Source organism: Paludibacterium purpuratum, assembly GCF_004363805.1.
Lineage (GTDB): Bacteria > Pseudomonadota > Gammaproteobacteria > Burkholderiales > Chromobacteriaceae > Paludibacterium > Paludibacterium purpuratum.
The window spans coordinates 149562-166621 of sequence record NZ_SNZP01000002.1; the positions used below are offsets into that span (position 1 = coordinate 149562).

A 17060-nucleotide genomic window follows, 5' to 3' on the forward strand; every position below is an offset into this window, starting at 1 on the left:
GCGCAGGGCACGATTCACTTGTATACAAAATACAAGTATACAAAACAAAAGACCGCGCCAAGCGGCGCGGTCTACATTTGGAATATTTATGCACGAGGCATTTTCAATCAAAACAGCAATCGGTTATGCCCACCTCATATCGACACGCGGCAATCATGCTCTGTGCGCTGGCGACAAAGCAACGCAACGCACTTTGGCGCCCTCGCCCACCATCAGGGCGTCGGCTTGCTCGGCCGATAACGTCACCCGGTCGTCGGTCGCGCCATAAACCAGGATGGCACGAAAATCGGTGAAGTTGGTGTTGCATACCAGCCAACGCTCCCCTTCCTCACAGGCGCTCTTGGCCAGTTGCACGGGGCGCAGCCGGCTGTCTCGCACTGCGCGAATTTCGCGCGTATAGGCCTGCACGGTCGGCCCGCCATCGAAGATATCGACGTAACCTTCGCAGCGGAAACCTTCCGCATTCAACATTTTCAATGCCGGCCGGGTGTCCGGGTGCGGCTCGCGAATGACCGCCTGAGCATCCTCGGGCAACAGCTCGAGGTAAATCGGATGCTTGGGCATCAGCTCGGCAACGAAGGTCTTCTCGCCCAGCCCCGTCAGATAGTCGGCACGCGAAAAATCCATCGAGAAGAAATGCCGTCCCAACCCCTCCCAGAACGGCGAGGAGCCCTGCTCGTCCGACACGCCACGCAACTCGGCCACCACAATATCGCTGAACAGGTCGGGGAACTGCGCCAGAAACAGCAAGCGGCTCTTGGACAAGAGCGAGCCGTTACGGTTGGCACGGTAGTCCGGGTGCATGAACAGACTGCACAACTCGGAAAAGCCGGTATGGTCGTTGGACAAGAACAGTGCGTCGTGCCGCTTGTAGACCCCCAACTCCTCCGATGCATGCACCACCGTGCCGATACGGTAGTTGTACCACGGCGTCTTCAGGCCCACGGCGGCCTCCAGCGCGCAAGTTCCGGCAATGCGGCCGCGCGCCGTATCTTCCAGCACGAAAACGTAGCCCTGCTCGACCTGGGGCAGCTCGCCGGCAAACGACTTGACCGAACGGTCGATACGCTCGGCCAGCCACGTCTCCTCGGCCGGTAGCGAGGTCATACCCACGCCAGCCACTCGCGCCAATTCCATAAAGCGCGCCAGATCGCTACGCGCGATAGGTCGGATGATCATCATGATGGTCTTTCTCGATTTCGCATGGCGGACACGGTACTCGCCGCGCCCAACCGGATTCAGCCAAGCTGCAACTCCGTCACCCGGATCCAGGCACCGGCGGCCACGCCCAGCGTCTCGGCGGTTTCGGCTTCGATCTGCACGCCATTATCGGCAAGCTGGCTCGCCGCCAGCACCGCGACATAGCCCGCGCAACGTTCGTTGCCGACCAACCGCGTCTTGGCGAGTGCCGGCAGACTGTCGACCACCTCGACCCGATACAGCCGGGAATGTTGCAAGGTGTAGAGCCGATCGATGTCGGCGGTCAGTACCGCGCCGCCGTCGAAGATATCGATGTACTCGTCGGTCTCGAAACCTTCGCGCGTCAGGATCTGGCAGGTGCGCTCCGAGTCGGGGTGAACCTGGCTGATGGCGTCCTGCGCCTCGTCGGGCAAGAGCGGCACATAGATCGGATAGTTGGGCATCAACTCGGCGATGAAGGATTTGCTATGCGTGACGAAAGCCTGTTCGACCTGGGGAAAGTCCATATCGAAGAAGATGCGACCGATGGCGTTCCAGAACGGCGACTGTCCTTGTTCATCGTGCAAGCCCTGCATTTCGGCGATGATGCGCTTGCCGAAGCGCAAACGCTGCCCGGCAATGAACATCAACCGGGCGCGCGATAGCAACTCGGCGCCCAACTGCCGGTAGGCCGGATCGACGTAAAAACCGCACAACTGCACCATGCCGGTCAAGTCGTGGCAAAGATTGAGGACGTGCACGCGATTGTGCACCCGCAGCGTGCGCGAAGCGTGCACAAAAATCTCGTTGCGGTAGCTGTAGAACGGCTCATCGAAACCGGCGGCGGCGGCAACCGCCGCGGTACCCACCACCTGGCCGTCGTCGACCAGCACAAAGGCGTAATACTCGTAACCGGCTCCGGCGGTCGCCTCGTGTTCGAATGATGAATTCGAACGCTGGATGCGCTCGAATAGCCGGTCGCGATCGGCCGGCAGACTAGTCACGCCGATGCCGCTATCGAATGCCAGTCGTTCGATGGCCGGCAAATCGGCGGTACGGACAGGACGGACGGTAAGCATGAACTCGTTCCTCAAGCGATATGGGCCAGCGCACGGTCAAGGCGCGACAACCCTTCTTCGATATCCTGGTGTTCGATCAAGAGCGACGGCGCCAGACGTACCACGTTCGGACCGGCCTGCAACAGCATCAGGCCTTCGGCCTCGGCCGCATGCAGAACGACGCGTGCCGCCCCGGCCTGTTTTCCTTGCAATTCACAGCCCAGCAGCAAGCCCTTGCCGCGAATCTCCTTGAATAGCCCGTATTTATCCCCCAATGCGGATAAACCGGCGACCAGGCGCCCATGTCGATCCTGGATACCCGCCAGCACCTCGGGGCGGCTGACGATTTCCAACACCCGCAAGGCCACAGCGCAGGCTAGCGGGTTGCCGCCGTAGGTGGTGCCGTGGCTGCCGGGGGTGAAGCTTGCGGCAATGGCATCGCGCGTCAGCATGGCACCGATCGGGAAACCGCCGCCCAACGACTTGGCCGAGGTCAGAATATCCGGCACGACGTCGGTTTGCATATAGGCATACAGCGATCCGGTGCGGCCGACACCGGTCTGCACCTCGTCGAAAATGAGCAGCGCGCCATGCCGGTCGCACAACTCGCGCGCACGCAAAAGGAAAGCTGGATCGGCAGCCAACACGCCACCCTCGCCCTGCACCGGCTCCAGGATCACCGCACAAGTGTGCGCATCGACCAGACGCTCCAGTGCCTCGATGTCGTTGTATGGCGCATGGGCAATCGCCTCTGGCAGCGGTGCAAAATCCTGGTTGTATTTAGGCTGACCGCCGACCGAGACGGTGAAGAGCGTTCGGCCGTGGAAGCTGTTGTCGCAAGCGACGATGCGGTTTTTCTCGGCGCCGAAATGATCGCGGGCATATTTACGCGCCAGCTTCAGCGCAGCTTCGTTGGCCTCGGCACCGGAGTTGCAGAAAAAAGCGCGATCGGCAAAGGTCAGTTCAGTCAGCTTACTCGCCAGACGCAATGCCGGCTCGTTGGTGAAGACGTTGGAAATATGCCAGAGTTTGCCGGCTTGCTCGGCAAGCGCGGCCTGTAATTCCGGATGGCAATGACCCAGCGCGTTGACAGCGATACCGCCGGCGAAGTCGATGAACTCGCGACCGTCCTGGTCCCACACGCGCGAACCGGCCCCTCGCACCGGAATGAATCCGGCGGGCTGGTAAGTCTGGACCATGACTTGGTCGAATGTGGCACGCGTGACGGCTTGATTCATGTAACTGTCCTTCGTCGATATCGTTTTGATCGGGTGTCGCAGCTTGCGCCGCTACAGGGCTCCATGGGTTTATCGACCATTCAAACGGTCGTGATGGCCTATTTTAACCCCGAATAGATAATGAATGCCGAGGAAGCGCAGAATTATGAATAATAAAAATTCCGCGCGCACAAAAGAAAAACGCCACGAGACGGTGCTCGTGGCGTTGACGGGATTCCGCCGCAGCGGACCGGCGTTACTCTGCGGTCTTCAGACCGAAGGAGTCGGCGGTATCGCGCGCAGCCTTGGACTCATCTTCCAACAGCGCCTTGATCGACAGGCGAATGCGACCGCGGTCGTCCATTTCGATCGCTTTGACGCGTACGACCTGGCCTTCCTTCAGGTAGTCGGACACGTTCTTGATGCGCTCGTGAGCGATCTGCGAAATGTGAACCAGACCGTCCTTGCCCGGCAGGATGGAGACGATGGCGCCGACGTTGTTGTCGAGGATCTTGACCACGGTACCTTCGTAGGCCTTGCCCACTTCGACTTCGACGGTGATTTCCTCGATACGCTGACGAGCGGCATCGGCCCCTTCTTGCGTCACCGAAGCGATGGTGATGGTGCCGTCTTCCTCGATGTTGATCTCGGTGCCGGTATCCTTGGTGATCGAGCGGATGGTTTCACCGCCCTTGCCGATCACTTCGCGGATCTTGTCCGGGTTGATCTTCATGGTGAACAGACGCGGCGCGTAGCTCGACAGCTCCTGTACGCCACCGACGGCATCCTTCATCAGGCCCAGGATATGCATGCGGCCTTCCTTGGCCTGCTCCAGCGCCACCTGCATGATTTCCTTGGTGATGCCCTGGATCTTGATATCCATCTGCAATGCGGTCACGCCACTTGCGGTACCGGCCACCTTGAAGTCCATATCGCCCAGGTGATCTTCGTCGCCCAGGATGTCGGTCAACACGGCGAAGCGGTTACCTTCGAGAATCAGACCCATGGCGATACCGGCCACGTGAGCGGTCAGCGGCACGCCGGCGGACAACAGCGACAGGCAGCCGCCGCAGACCGAAGCCATCGAGGAGGAACCGTTGGACTCGGTAATTTCGGACACGACGCGCATCGAGTAGCCGAACTCGGTTTCCGGCGGCAGCACGGCAACCAACGCACGCTTGGCCAGACGGCCGTGACCGACTTCGCGGCGCTTGGGCGGGCCCATGCGGCCGGCTTCACCGGTGGAGTACGGCGGGAAGTTGTAATGCAGCATGAAGCGCTCGGTGTATTCGCCGGCCAGCGCGTCGATGATCTGCTCGTCTTGCTTGGTGCCCAGCGTGGTCACCACCAACGCCTGGGTTTCGCCACGGGTGAACAGCGCCGAGCCGTGAGTGCGCGGCAGCACGCCGGTCTTGATGGCGATCGGACGCACGGTGCGGGTATCGCGGCCGTCGATACGCGGTTCGCCGGCCAGGATCTGACCACGGACGATCTCCGCTTCCAGGCTCTTGAAGATGCCCTTGATCTCGTTGGCCTTCAGCGTGTCGGTTTCTTCGGTGATCAGCGCTTCCTTGACCGCAGCCCAGGCAAGGTCGATGGCCTGGGTGCGCGCTTGCTTCTGACGCAGACGGAAGGCGGCGGCGACCTGCTCGCCGGCGATGCCGCGGATCTGAGCGATCAGCGCTTCGTCGTGCGCAGCCGGTTGCCAATCCCACATGATCGGATTGACTTCATCGGCGAATTCGTTGATGGCGCGGATGGCGGCCTGCATTTGTTCGTGACCGAACACCACGGCACCCAGCATCACGGATTCCGGCAGTTCGCGAGCCTCGGACTCGACCATCAGCACGGCACGTTCGGTACCGGCGACCACCAGATCCATCTGCGAGGTTTGCAGCTCGGTGCGGGTCGGGTTGAGCAGGTACTGGCCATCGGCATAACCAACGCGCACGGCGCCGATCGGGCCGTTGAACGGCAGGCCGGAGATCGCCAGCGCGGCGGAGGCGCCGATCATGGCCGGGATGTCGGAGTCGACTTCAGGATTGAGCGACAAGACGGTCGCCACGATCTGTACGTCGTGGTAGAAGCCTTCCGGGAACAGCGGGCGGATCGGGCGATCGATCAGGCGGCTGGTCAACACTTCCTTCTCGGACTGTTTGCCTTCGCGCTTGAAGAAGCCGCCCGGAATCTTGCCGGCAGCGTAAGTACGCTCCAGGTAGTCGACGGTCAGCGGGAAGAAGTCCTGACCCGGCTTGACGTTCTTGGAACCGACGGCGGACACCAGAACAACAGTCTCATCCATCGACACGATAACGGCGCCGGAGGCCTGACGGGCGACTTCGCCGGTTTCAATCTTGACGGTCTGATTGCCAAGCTGGAAGGTTTTTTCGATTTTTTTGAACACGTAAGCTCCCTAATGGGGTTAACGCCGCGCGGAACGTCTTGATGCAACGGGAACCCCTAGTGATAACAGCCGCCTCGACTGTCATGACTAGAGGCTCCCCCCGTTGCTGCTTGTGGTACGACTTAACGATTCCGCCGGACAGGTGACAATACCGGCGGCAGGTAGAAAAAAGTCGCAGACCAGCTGCGACTTTTTCCTTGCTGCCAATTACTTGCGCAGACCCAGACGGGTAATCAGGGCGCGATAGGAATCCGCGTCGGTACGCTTGAGGTAATCCAGCAAGCGGCGGCGGCGGCTAACCATCTTCAACAGACCACGACGGCTGTGGTGATCCTTGGTGTTGGCCTTGAAGTGCGGGGTCAGATCGTTGATGCGAGCGGTCAGAAGTGCGACTTGTACTTCGGAAGAACCGGTGTCGCCTTCCTTGTGCTGGAAATCTTTGACGATCGCGGCTTTTTGTTCAGCGGTCATTGCCATTGCAATAAAACTCCAAATCGATTTGGGGCAGGTGCCCGACAAGCAAGGCGAGCATTGGCAATGCCAAAACCCATCCATGCTTCGTTCACGGACCCGGGCAAACCCGGATCCTTATTCGGCGTCAAGACGCCATCAGCCTGACCGGTTGCAACATGGCGCCGTCAAGCGCCTCGGCCAGTCCGAGAAACTTCCGCGTTTGCCATTGGTAAACCCGGAAGCGCGACATTGTCTCACACTTTTCATCAATGCGCACAGCCTGCCCATGACAAAAATGTTGCGTCTGCCGTTCATCCAGCGAAATCGCCGGCAAGTGTTGCACCAGCACGTCAGGCGGCAGCAACAACGCATCGCGACCTGGCAGATCCAACGCCTCGAGACTCTCCAGGGTCACGGCATCGTCCAACCGGAAACCCGCGGTCGCGGTGCGGCGCAGTCCGGTCAGATGCGCACCGGCGGCCAGCTTCTCGCCAAGATCCTCGGCCAATGTCCGAACATAGGTACCCTTGCTACACACCACGTCGATCACCGCCTCATTGCCGTCGAACGACAGCAGTGTCAACGAATGAATGGTGACGCGCCGCGCCGCGCGTTCGATCTCCACCCCTTCGCGCGCATATTCGTACAGCGCCCGGCCTTGGTGCTTGAGGGCCGAGTACATCGGCGGCACCTGCTCGATCTCGCCCAGCAGCGTTTGCATGGCGGCCAGCAGTGCTTCGCGGTTAAAGACAACCGGCCGTTCGCGCACCACCTCGCCTTCGATATCGCCGGTGGTGGTGGTACGACCGAAACAAACCGTCGCGCGATAGGCCTTATCGGCATCCAACAGATAGGAGGAAAACTTGGTGGCCTCGCCGAAACAGATCGGCAGCAAGCCAGTCGCCAGCGGATCGAGCACGCCGGTATGCCCGCCTTTGGCGGCCTGGAACAGCCAGCGCGCCTTCTGCAGCGCGCCGTTGCTGCTGATGTCGTAGGGCTTGTCGAGCAACAATACGCCGTCGACCGGGCGTTTCACGCGGCGAACCTGGGTCATTCGCCGGCGCTTTCGCCATCGTCGGCCGGCTTGGCCCGATCCTGCTCGGCCACTTCGTCGATCAGACGACTCATGCGCACGCCGCGTTCGATGGACTCGTCATAGACGAACTGCAATTGCGGCGTGGTGAAAATCGACAAACGACGACCAAGCTCGCCGCGCAAATAACCGGCGGCATGCTGAAGCGCTTCGGCAGTCACTTCGCGAGTCTTCGCATCCATGACCGTGTAGTAGACCTTGGCCAGCGAATAGTCGCGCGTCACCTCGACGCTGGTCAGCGTGATCCAACCGGCGCGCGGATCCTTCAGGCCTTTCTGCAACAGCTCGGCCAGTTCGCGCTGGATCTGATCCGCCACGCGATCGGCGCGGGCGAACCCACGTTTGGCTTTTGCCATATTGACTCTCCTTCAAACGACGGGAACATCACCTTCCCGCCGCGAAAAACAAAGCCCGCCGAGCGACACGCCAGACGGGCCTTGGGATAACGCAGCCGTATTACAGCGTTCTGGCCACTTCGACGATCTCGAAGGCTTCCAGTACGTCGCCTTCGCGGATGTCGTTGAAGTTCTTCAGCATCAGGCCGCACTCGTAGCCTTGCTTGACTTCCTTGACGTCATCCTTGAAGCGGCGCAGCGAGTCGAGTTCGCCGGCATGAACCACCACGTTGTCGCGAATCAGGCGGAACTGGGCGTGACGCTTGATCAAGCCGTCGGTCACCATGCAGCCGGCGATATTGCCGACCTTGGACACGTTGATCACTTGACGGATCTCTACCGTACCCAGGATCTGCTCCTTCTTCTCCGGCGACAGCATGCCGGAGAGCGCGGCCTTCACCTCATCCACCGCATCGTAAATGATGCTGTAGTAGCGGATATCCACACCCTCGGCTTCAGCCAGCTTGCGCGCAGCGGCGTCGGAACGGGTGTTGAAGCCGATCACGATCGCCTTGGAGGCAATCGCCAGGTTGATGTCCGACTCGGTGATGCCACCCACACCGGAGTGCAGGATGTTGACGCGCACTTCCTCGGTGGACAGCTTCTGCAGGCTTTGTGCCAGCGCTTCGTAAGAACCTTGCACGTCGGCCTTGATGATCAGCGACAGGGAACGAACTTCGCCTTCGGCCATCTGGGCAAACATATTCTCAAGCTTGGCAGCTTGCTGCTTGGCCAGACGCACGTCGCGGAACTTGCCTTGACGGAACAACGCGATTTCGCGCGCCTTCTTTTCGTCGGCCAGCACCATGGCGTCTTCGCCAGCGGAAGGCACGTCGGACAAACCGAGGATTTCGACCGGAATAGACGGCCCTGCCTCGTCGACCGGCTTGCCGGCCTCGTCCATCATGGCGCGCACACGGCCGAATGCCGTCCCGGCCAGCAAAATGTCGCCCTTCTTCAGCGTACCGGACTGCACCAGGAAGGTGGCAACCGGACCGCGACCCTTGTCGAGGCGAGCCTCGACGATCACGCCCTTGGCCGGCGCTTCTTGCGGTGCGGTCAGTTCCAACACTTCGGCCTGCAGCAGGATGGCTTCGAGCAGCGCTTCGATATTGGTGCCCTGCTTGGCGGAAACTTCGACGAACTGCGTATCGCCGCCCCAATCTTCCGGCACCACTTCCTGCGCCACCAATTCCTGGCGGATACGCTCGGCGTTGGCGCCCTGCTTGTCGATCTTGTTCACCGCCACGACGATCGGCACACCGGCCGCCTTGGCATGGTGGATGGCTTCGATGGTCTGCGGCATCACGCCGTCGTCGGCCGCCACCACCAGCACCACGATGTCGGTCGCCTTGGCACCACGGGCACGCATGGCGGTAAACGCTTCGTGACCCGGGGTGTCTAGGAAGGTGATCACACCGCGCGAGGTTTCCACGTGGTAAGCACCGATGTGCTGGGTAATGCCGCCGGCTTCACCCGCCGCCACCTTGGCGCGCCGGATGTAGTCGAGCAACGAGGTCTTGCCGTGGTCGACGTGGCCCATGACGGTCACGACCGGCGGACGCGGCAAACGAGCGACTTCGACGGCGGTACCCTCGGTCACTTCCAGGAAGGCTTCCGGATCGTCCGCCTGGGCGGCCTTGCCGATATGGCCCATTTCTTCGACCACGATCAAGGCGGTTTCCTGATCGAGCACCTGGTTGATGGTCACCATCATGCCCATCTTCATCAAGATCTTGATCACCTCGGCTGCCTTGACGGCCATGCGGTGCGCCAGATCGGCGACGGAGATGGTTTCCGGCACCAGCACTTCGTGCACGATCGGTTCGGTCGGCGCCTGGAAGGCATGCTGACCCTGATGCTTGTTGCGACCGCCCTTCTTGGACTTCCAGTCGCTGCTGGCATCGCCGCCGCGCACCTTCAGGCCGCGGCCCTTATTCTTGTTGTCGTCCCAGCGGTCCTTCTTGCCGGAGGCGGGCTTCTTGTCGGGCGAGCGTGGCGCAGTGCTCGGGCTGGCCGGCGCGCCACCTGGCGCGGCGCCGGCAGGACGCGGCGCACCGCTACGCGGACCGTTGCCGGATGCCGGACGCGGACCGCCCTGCGACGGTTGCCCAGCGGGACGCGGCGGACGCGAGGTCGCATCGCGACGCGGCTCGGCAGACGCTTCCGCGGGAGCGGCCGGACGCGGCGCCGGAGCGGCTGCGGCTTGCTGCGCTTGACGCGCAGCGGCTGCACGTCGCTCTTCGCGATCGATCTTTTCCTTCATCAGCGCGGCCTGGCGTTCTCGGAACGCTGCCTGGCGCTTCTCCTCGGCCTCGCGGTTGGCGATTTCCTCCGCAGACAGGATCGAGAGCGGCGCAGGACGCGCGACTCGCACCGGCTCGGCCGGCGCCTCGACCTTGGGCTCGGGCGCAGGAGCCGGTTTCGGCTCGGGCGCGGGGGCCGGCGCAGGCTCGGGTTTCGGCTCCGGTGCAGGCGCGGGTTTCGGCTCCGGCTTAGGCTCGGGCTTCGCCTCGACCTTGGGTTCGGGCTTGGGCTCGACCACCGCGGCCGCGGGCGCCGTAGGCGCCGCAGGTTCGGATTCTTCCGGACGGACCACAACGCGCTTCTTACGCGTTTCGACCTTGACCGTACCACCTGCGGTACGGATTTCGCTGGTCTGTTTGCGGGTCACGGTGATGCGGCTTTCGTCGCGCACGCCATGGGAGCGCTTGAGATAATCCAGCAACTGCGTCTTGTCTTTTTCCGTCAGGGATGCGTCCAGCGAACGGTCGCCCACCCCGGCTGCCCGCAGTTGTTCCTGCAGGCGCTCGGGGGTCAGACCCAGTTCACTGGCAAACTGCTTTACATTCGTCAATACCATGCGTTTTCCCAAATTCGTCGGTTGCTCACTGAAACCCGGCACTTATTCAAACCAGTGCTCACGCGCCTTCATGATGATTGCGCGCGCGGTTTCAGCCTCCATGCCAGTTATGTCTACGAGATCATCCACGGCAAGGTCAGCGAGATCGTCGCGGGTGTTCACGCCATTTTCGGCCAGCTTCTGCAGATGATCTGCACTCAGCCCTTCGAAATCCTGCAAGCCAGCGTTGCCCGACTCGGCCTTCTCTTCCGAGGCGATGGCCTGGTTCAGCAGGGCATCGCGGGCGCGGCTTCTGAGATCGTTGACGAAGGTTTCGTCAAAACCAGCGATCTCCAGCATTTCGGCGATCGGCACATAGGCCACTTCTTCCAGGGTGGCAAACCCTTCCTGCACCAAGACCATGGCAGTCTCTTCGTCGATGCTGAGATGCTTGACGAAGAGCTCACGCAGGGCGGCATCCTCCTCCAAATGCTTTTCCTCGGCCTCGGCCACAGTCATGATATTCAAATACCAGCCGGTCAATTCGGCTGCCAGGCGCACGTTCTGGCCGCTGCGGCCAATGGCGAGCGCCAACTGATCTTCCTCCACCACCACGTCCATGGCGTGGTTGTCCTCATCGATCAGGATGCGGTTGACCTCGGCGGGCGACAGCGCGTTGATCACGAACTGAGCCGGTTCCGGGGCCCACAGCACGATGTCGATGCGTTCGCCGGCCAGCTCCTGGGTCACCGATTGCACGCGCGAACCGCGCATGCCGATGCAGGTGCCTTGCGGATCGATGCGCGGGTCGTTGGCCTTGACGGCGATCTTGGCGCGCATGCCGGCGTCGCGGGCGGCCTCCTTGATCTCCAGCAGACCCTCTTCGATTTCCGGCACTTCCAATTCGAACAGCTTGATCAGGAATTCGCGCGCGGTACGGGACAGAACCAGCTGCGGACCGCGACCGAGACGGTCGATGCGCAGCAGATAGGCCTTGACGCGGTCGCCGACGCGCAGGTTTTCCTTCGGGATCATCTGTTCGCGCGGCAGCACGGCTTCAAGCTTGCCGCATTCGATGATGGCATTACCGCGCTCGATGCGCTTGACGGTACCGGTCACCAGGTGTTCGCGGCGCTGCAGAAATTCATTGAGCAATTGCTCGCGCTCGGCATCGCGGATTTTTTGCAGGATGACCTGCTTGGCGGTCTGAGCGCCGATGCGGCCGAATTCGACAGCTTCCATCGGCTCTTCGATCACCGAGCCGACCTCCAGTTGGGGATCGCGTTCGCGGGCTTCGGTCAGGCCGATCTCGCGGCTCTCGAATTCGAGCAGGTCGTCTTCGACCACCGTCCAGCGACGGAAAGACTGATGCTGACCGGTATGGCGATCGATCTCGACACGCACGTCGATCTCGTCGTCGGCAATCTTTTTCTTGGTTGCCGAAGCCAATGCCGACTCCAGCGCGGAAAACACCACGTCCTTGCTAACGTTCTTTTCGCTCGCCAGCGCATCTACCAGCAACAAAATCTCGCGACTCATGCAATCCTCCGGAATTCTTGTCTTGTTCGTGGCCCACGGCCGTCCAGTCCGATTCAGAACTCAGGCTCTAGCCTGGCCTTGTCGATGTTGGCGAACGGGATGTCCACGATGCGGCCTTCCACTTCCAGTTTCACATTACCCTCCTCGAAACCGGCCAGTCGGCCCATAAACTTCTTCTGCTGCTCGATCGGCAAGCGCGTCTTGATCTTGGCCAACTGACCGACAAAACGCACGAAATCCGCTTCTTTCTTGAGCGGGCGATCCAGGCCCGGCGAGGAGACCTCGAGCCGCTCGTAGTCGACATCTTCGACCATGAACAACCGGGTCAGGTGATTGCTGACCGTAACGCAGTCTTCGACGGTAATGCCACCGGGCTTGTCGATAAACACCCGCATGCTACCGCCCGGCGCCAGTTCGCAATCAACCAGTTCATAGCCTAGACCCGGCAACGTATTTTCAAGCAGCAAACGCACATCCATTGCTTTTCCCACAAATAAAAAATGGGCGAAACGCCCATCCCTAAACGCCGGGATTGTAACGTATTCCGGCCAAAAAGAAAACTCGCACGCTAATAGCTGTTTCCACCCCGAGAGCATCAATTTTGACGCACGAAAATCACTTATGTAAATTAGCAGCGCGAATGTCATAATCACAGTCATAAAACCAATACGCAAACAACGCCGAGACGACGCCAGCAGCCACATGCCAGCGGCATGCCCGCGCGCTCGAAGCACGAGGGAGATGCTTTACGATGGAAAAGATCTGGTTAAAAAGTTACCAGGCAGGGGTCGCGCACGAGATCGACATCAATACATTCCAGTCGGTTGTCGATGTTTTCGAGAAAAGCGTGCAGAAATTCCGTGATCGGCCGGCACTGGCCAACATGGACAAAATTCTCAGCTACGGCGATCTAGATCGTCTGAGCGCCGACTTCGCCTCCTATTTGCAACATCAATTGAAATTGCCCAAGGGCTCGCGTGTCGCTGTAATGATGCCGAACCTGCTGCAATATCCGGTTTGCGTCTTCGGCGCGTTACGCGCCGGCCTGACCGTGGTCAATGTCAATCCGCTCTACACCCCGCGCGAATTGGAACACCAGTTGGTCGACGCCGGCGTCGATACCATCGTGATCCTGGAAAATTTCGCCAGCGTCCTGGAAGAAGTACTGCCGCGCACCCCGGTCAAGCATGTGGTCGTCACCGCCATCGGCGATCTACTAGGCTTCCCGCGCGCGCAGCTGGTGAATTTCGTGGTACGGAAAATCAAGAAGATGGTGCCGGCCTGGCGCATTCCCGGCCACCAACGTTTCAACGACGCCCTAGCGCTCGGCAGTCGCCAGGCGCCCACCCCGGTCGACATCGGCCACGACGACATCGCATTCCTGCAATACACCGGCGGCACCACCGGCGTGGCCAAGGGCGCCATGCTGCTCCACAGCAATATTATCGCCAACATGCTACAGGCCGGCGAATGGGTGAAACCGGTAGTCCGCGAGGGGCAGGAAGTCATCATCACCGCCCTGCCGCTCTACCACATCTTTTCGCTGACGGCGAACCTGATGGTATTCACTGAGGTTGGCGCACTCAACGTACTGATCACCAATCCTCGCGACATCCCCGGCTTCGTCAAGGAAATCAAGAAATACCCGGTTACGGCCATGACCGGCGTCAACACGCTATTCAACGCCTTGCTGCACAGCCCCGATTTCGCGACGGTTGACTTCTCCACTTGGCGCTTGGCGCTGGGCGGCGGCATGGCGGTGCAAAAGGCGGTAGCCGACAAGTGGTCGCAAGTGACCGGCGTGATCCTCGCCGAGGCCTACGGTCTGACGGAGACATCGCCTGCCGCCTGCATCAACCCGCTCGACATGCCGGCCTACAACGGCACCATTGGCTTGCCGGTGCCATCGACCGAAATTCAGATCCGCGACACCGACGGCAACGAGGTACCGTTGGGCCAATCGGGCGAATTATGCATTCGCGGGCCGCAAGTCATGAAGGGTTATTGGAACCGCCCCGACGAAACCGCCAAGGTCATCGGACCGGATGGCTACCTGGCCACTGGCGACATGGCGCTGATGACGCCGGACGGCTACGTCAAACTGGTCGATCGCAAGAAGGACATGATTCTGGTTTCGGGCTTCAACGTTTACCCGAACGAGATCGAAGATGTGGTCGCCGCCATGCCGGGCGTACTCGAGGTGGCCTGTATCGGCGTGCCCGACGAACATTCCGGCGAAGCGGTCAAAATCTTCGTGGTGCGCAAGGATCCGGCGCTCAACGAGGATAGCATCAAGCAGTATTGCCGCCACAATCTGACCGGTTACAAGGTGCCGCGCCATATCGAGTTCCGCGACGAACTGCCGAAGACCAACGTTGGCAAGATTCTGCGCCGCGCACTACGCGATCAGGAGGTCGGCAAAGTCGCCGCCTGATAGATCGTCGTCGCGCCCGCGTTTGATTTGGGCCCGTCCGGACAGGGGTTTATAAAAACCTGTTCGGGCGGGCCCAAAATCATGTTCTGGCCGGCGGCTGATGCTAATATTGGCTATTCTGACCCACTACCCCATGGCGCCATGACCATCGTTTACGGCATCCCCAACTGCAGCAGCGTCAAAAAAGCCCGCCAGTGGCTGGACGAGCAGGATATCCCCTATCAATTTCACGATTTCAAAAAACAGGGCATCGACGATGCTCGGCTCGCGCGTTGGATCGAGACTTGCGGCTTGAATCGCGTGCTCAACCGCCAGGGCACGACCTGGCGCGCGCTCACCGACGAGGAGCGCGCCGTGGCGGATACGCCGGCCGACGCGATCGCGCTGATGCGCGCGCACCCCTCGCTGATCAAGCGCCCGGTGATCGAAGCGACGGATCGTACCGTGCTGGGCTTCGATGCAACGTACTATAGCGAGGTGTTTGGCCGATGAACGATACGCTTTCGCTGACCGAGGCGCTGATTCGCCTTCCCTCCGGCACCCCCGACGATGCCGGCTGCCAGGCGTTGATGATCGCCCGACTGGAGGCCATCGGCTTCAGGGTCGAACGCATGCGACACGGCCAGGTGGATAATTTCTGGGCATGCCGCGGCGCAGGCAGCCCGGTGGTCTGCCTCGCCGGGCATACCGATGTGGTACCGGCTGGCCCGTTGGCCGGCTGGGACAGTCCGCCATTCGAACCGACGGTGCGCGACGGCTTCCTGTACGGCCGCGGCGCGGCCGACATGAAAACCTCGCTGGCCGCCTTCGTTTGCGCCATCGAACAGTTCGTTGCGCGCCACCCCGACCATCCCGGCACCATCGCCCTATTGATCACATCGGATGAGGAAGGCGATGCCGTCGACGGCACGGTGCGCGTGGTCGACGCCTTGGCTGCGCGCGGCGAGATCATCGATTACTGCATCGTCGGCGAACCCACCTCGGTCGACCGTCTGGGCGACACCATCAAGAACGGCCGACGCGGTTCGCTATCGGGCACGCTGACCGTCAAGGGCCAGCAGGGACACATCGCCTACCCGCACTTGGCGAAAAACCCGATTCATCTGCTGGCTCCGGCACTGGCCGAGCTGACCGAACAGGTATGGGATCGCGGCAATGCGCATTTTCCGCCGACATCCTGGCAGGTTTCCAATCTCAACGCCGGCACAGGCGCAGGCAACGTGATTCCCGGCACGGCCGAACTACGCTTCAATTTCCGCTTCTCGACCGAGCAAACGGCCGATTCGCTCAAAGCCGCGGTACACGCCATCCTCGACCGACACAGCCTGGACTATGACCTCGTCTGGACGCTATCCGGCAACCCGTTCCTGACAGAGCCGGGAAAATTGACCGCCGCAATCGGCGCGGCGATCCGTTCGGTGTGCAACACAGACACCGAGCTCTCGACCACCGGGGGCACTTCCGATGGCCGCTTCATCAAGCGCATCGCGCGCGAGCTGGTCGAATTCGGTCCTATCAACGCCACAATCCACAAGCTGAATGAGAGAATTGCGCTACAAGATATCAATCTTTTGACGCAGGTCTACTTCAATACGCTGGAAAATCTATTGATTTAGGGTATCATCTTGCGCGGCCGTCGTGGTAATTGACGACGTCCGCATTACTCCGACAGAAAGACGGCATGGAACTCGAAGTCAGCAAAATCTTCATGGCACTCTTAGTGCTGATCAACCCGCTGTCGGCGGTGCCGATCTTTATCGGTCTCACGCCGCACAGCAGCCAAGCCGAGCGCAAGAAGATCGCCAAGCTCGCCTCGATCACCATTGCCGCCGTAGTCTGCCTGTTCTCGCTGGTCGGCCAGGGGCTGCTGAGCTTTCTCGGCATCAGCATCGGTTCGTTCCAGGTTGCCGGCGGGTTGCTGGTGCTGATGATCGCGCTGGCGATGATGAACGCCCAGCCGACGCCGACCAAAACCACCGACGAAGAGCGCAGCGAAGCCGAATCCAAGGCCAACATCGCGGTCGTGCCGTTGGCGATTCCGCTGATGTCCGGCCCTGGCGCCATTTCGACAGTCATCATCTACGCCACCACGGCACACAGCTGGCTCGACGTACTCAAGATCATCGTCAGCGGCATGATGGTTGCCATCGTCTGCTACGGCGCACTCAACATGGCCACGCCGATCAGCCGCGTACTGGGCAAGACCGGCATCAACATCGTCAACCGCGTCATGGGTATGCTGCTCGCCGCGCTGTCGGTGGAAATCATGGTCGACGGCCTCTACCGGCTATTCCCGCTCCTCGGCAATCATTAATTGGCGCGTTGACGCCAGGGCGTTGCGTGCTTTCGCCGAAGGCAATGCACGCAACGTTGTACGCCCTTCCGGGAAAATCGTTCCCGCCCCACCCTTCCCCTTAAGGCGAGTTGACAAAACTCGCGCGCTCGC

Annotated in this window: 14 protein-coding genes; 4 read left to right on the forward strand and 10 right to left on the reverse strand. The window is 60.9% G+C overall.

What is annotated here, in order from left to right:
* Positions 1-153: 153 nt before the first annotated feature.
* The 10 genes from astA to rimP form a co-directional block, all read right to left on the reverse strand.
* A complete protein-coding gene (gene astA, locus DFP86_RS02675) occupies positions 154-1182 on the reverse strand; it encodes an arginine N-succinyltransferase (RefSeq protein ID WP_133678463.1) in 1029 nt (342 codons plus the stop codon).
* A gap of 56 nt (positions 1183-1238) precedes the next feature.
* Positions 1239-2258 (reverse strand): arginine/ornithine succinyltransferase subunit alpha, encoded by a 1020-nt coding sequence (gene aruF / locus DFP86_RS02680; protein WP_133678464.1) that lies wholly within the window; start codon positions 2256-2258, stop codon positions 1239-1241.
* A gap of 11 nt (positions 2259-2269) precedes the next feature.
* Positions 2270-3475 carry an aspartate aminotransferase family protein gene (locus DFP86_RS02685; RefSeq protein ID WP_133678465.1) on the reverse strand — a complete coding sequence of 402 codons (1206 nt, stop codon included), beginning with the start codon at positions 3473-3475 and terminating at the stop codon, positions 2270-2272.
* Positions 3476-3710: 235 nt separating this feature from the next.
* Complete coding sequence (pnp, locus tag DFP86_RS02690) at positions 3711-5858, reverse strand: polyribonucleotide nucleotidyltransferase (protein ID WP_133678466.1); 2148 nt, start codon at positions 5856-5858, stop codon at positions 3711-3713.
* Between the two features lie 207 nt (positions 5859-6065).
* Positions 6066-6335 (reverse strand): 30S ribosomal protein S15, encoded by a 270-nt coding sequence (rpsO, locus tag DFP86_RS02695; protein WP_133678467.1) that lies wholly within the window; start codon positions 6333-6335, stop codon positions 6066-6068.
* 121 nt (positions 6336-6456) lie between these two features.
* Positions 6457-7365, reverse strand: coding sequence for a tRNA pseudouridine(55) synthase TruB (gene truB / locus DFP86_RS02700; RefSeq protein WP_133678468.1), 909 nt, complete (start codon positions 7363-7365; stop codon positions 6457-6459).
* Complete coding sequence (rbfA, locus tag DFP86_RS02705) at positions 7362-7760, reverse strand: 30S ribosome-binding factor RbfA (RefSeq protein WP_133678469.1); 399 nt, start codon at positions 7758-7760, stop codon at positions 7362-7364. The genes truB and rbfA overlap by 4 nt, the downstream gene beginning before the upstream one ends.
* A 100-nt stretch (positions 7761-7860) precedes the next feature.
* Positions 7861-10662 (reverse strand): translation initiation factor IF-2, encoded by a 2802-nt coding sequence (gene infB, locus DFP86_RS02710; RefSeq protein WP_133678470.1) that lies wholly within the window; start codon positions 10660-10662, stop codon positions 7861-7863.
* A 42-nt stretch (positions 10663-10704) separates the two neighbouring features.
* Positions 10705-12180, reverse strand: a complete 1476-nt coding sequence (nusA, locus tag DFP86_RS02715; RefSeq protein ID WP_133678471.1) for a transcription termination factor NusA — start codon at positions 12178-12180, stop codon at positions 10705-10707.
* 53 nt (positions 12181-12233) lie between these two features.
* Positions 12234-12659 carry a ribosome maturation factor RimP gene (rimP, locus tag DFP86_RS02720; RefSeq protein WP_133678472.1) on the reverse strand — a complete coding sequence of 142 codons (426 nt, stop codon included), beginning with the start codon at positions 12657-12659 and terminating at the stop codon, positions 12234-12236.
* A gap of 272 nt (positions 12660-12931) precedes the next feature.
* On the opposite strand from rimP, the gene DFP86_RS02725 reads away from it, so the two are divergent.
* From DFP86_RS02725 to DFP86_RS02740, 4 genes are all read left to right on the forward strand, one after another.
* Complete coding sequence (locus DFP86_RS02725; protein ID WP_133678473.1) at positions 12932-14614, forward strand: long-chain-fatty-acid--CoA ligase; 1683 nt, start codon at positions 12932-12934, stop codon at positions 14612-14614.
* Between the two features lie 141 nt (positions 14615-14755).
* Complete coding sequence (locus DFP86_RS02730; RefSeq protein WP_133678474.1) at positions 14756-15106, forward strand: ArsC family reductase; 351 nt, start codon at positions 14756-14758, stop codon at positions 15104-15106.
* Positions 15103-16230: a succinyl-diaminopimelate desuccinylase gene (gene dapE, locus DFP86_RS02735; RefSeq protein ID WP_133678475.1), complete on the forward strand. Its 1128-nt coding sequence runs from the start codon at positions 15103-15105 to the stop codon at positions 16228-16230. The genes DFP86_RS02730 and dapE overlap by 4 nt, the downstream gene beginning before the upstream one ends.
* A gap of 65 nt (positions 16231-16295) precedes the next feature.
* A complete protein-coding gene (locus tag DFP86_RS02740) occupies positions 16296-16928 on the forward strand; it encodes a MarC family protein (protein ID WP_133678476.1) in 633 nt (210 codons plus the stop codon).
* Positions 16929-17060 lie beyond the last annotated feature (132 nt).

Coding starts and splice junctions, on each gene's coding strand:
- astA (WP_133678463.1), bottom strand. CDS start 1,182: ATGATGATCATCCGACCTATCGCGCGTAGCGATCTGGCGCGCTTTATG.
- truB (WP_133678468.1), bottom strand. CDS start 7,365: ATGACCCAGGTTCGCCGCGTGAAACGCCCGGTCGACGGCGTATTGTTG.
- rpsO (WP_133678467.1), bottom strand. CDS start 6,335: ATGGCAATGACCGCTGAACAAAAAGCCGCGATCGTCAAAGATTTCCAG.
- rimP (WP_133678472.1), bottom strand. CDS start 12,659: ATGGATGTGCGTTTGCTGCTTGAAAATACGTTGCCGGGTCTAGGCTAT.
- DFP86_RS02725 (WP_133678473.1), top strand. CDS start 12,932: ATGGAAAAGATCTGGTTAAAAAGTTACCAGGCAGGGGTCGCGCACGAG.
- DFP86_RS02740 (WP_133678476.1), top strand. CDS start 16,296: ATGGAACTCGAAGTCAGCAAAATCTTCATGGCACTCTTAGTGCTGATC.
- DFP86_RS02685 (WP_133678465.1), bottom strand. CDS start 3,475: ATGAATCAAGCCGTCACGCGTGCCACATTCGACCAAGTCATGGTCCAG.
- DFP86_RS02730 (WP_133678474.1), top strand. CDS start 14,756: ATGACCATCGTTTACGGCATCCCCAACTGCAGCAGCGTCAAAAAAGCC.
- aruF (WP_133678464.1), bottom strand. CDS start 2,258: ATGCTTACCGTCCGTCCTGTCCGTACCGCCGATTTGCCGGCCATCGAA.
- nusA (WP_133678471.1), bottom strand. CDS start 12,180: ATGAGTCGCGAGATTTTGTTGCTGGTAGATGCGCTGGCGAGCGAAAAG.
- rbfA (WP_133678469.1), bottom strand. CDS start 7,760: ATGGCAAAAGCCAAACGTGGGTTCGCCCGCGCCGATCGCGTGGCGGAT.
- dapE (WP_133678475.1), top strand. CDS start 15,103: ATGAACGATACGCTTTCGCTGACCGAGGCGCTGATTCGCCTTCCCTCC.
- infB (WP_133678470.1), bottom strand. CDS start 10,662: ATGGTATTGACGAATGTAAAGCAGTTTGCCAGTGAACTGGGTCTGACC.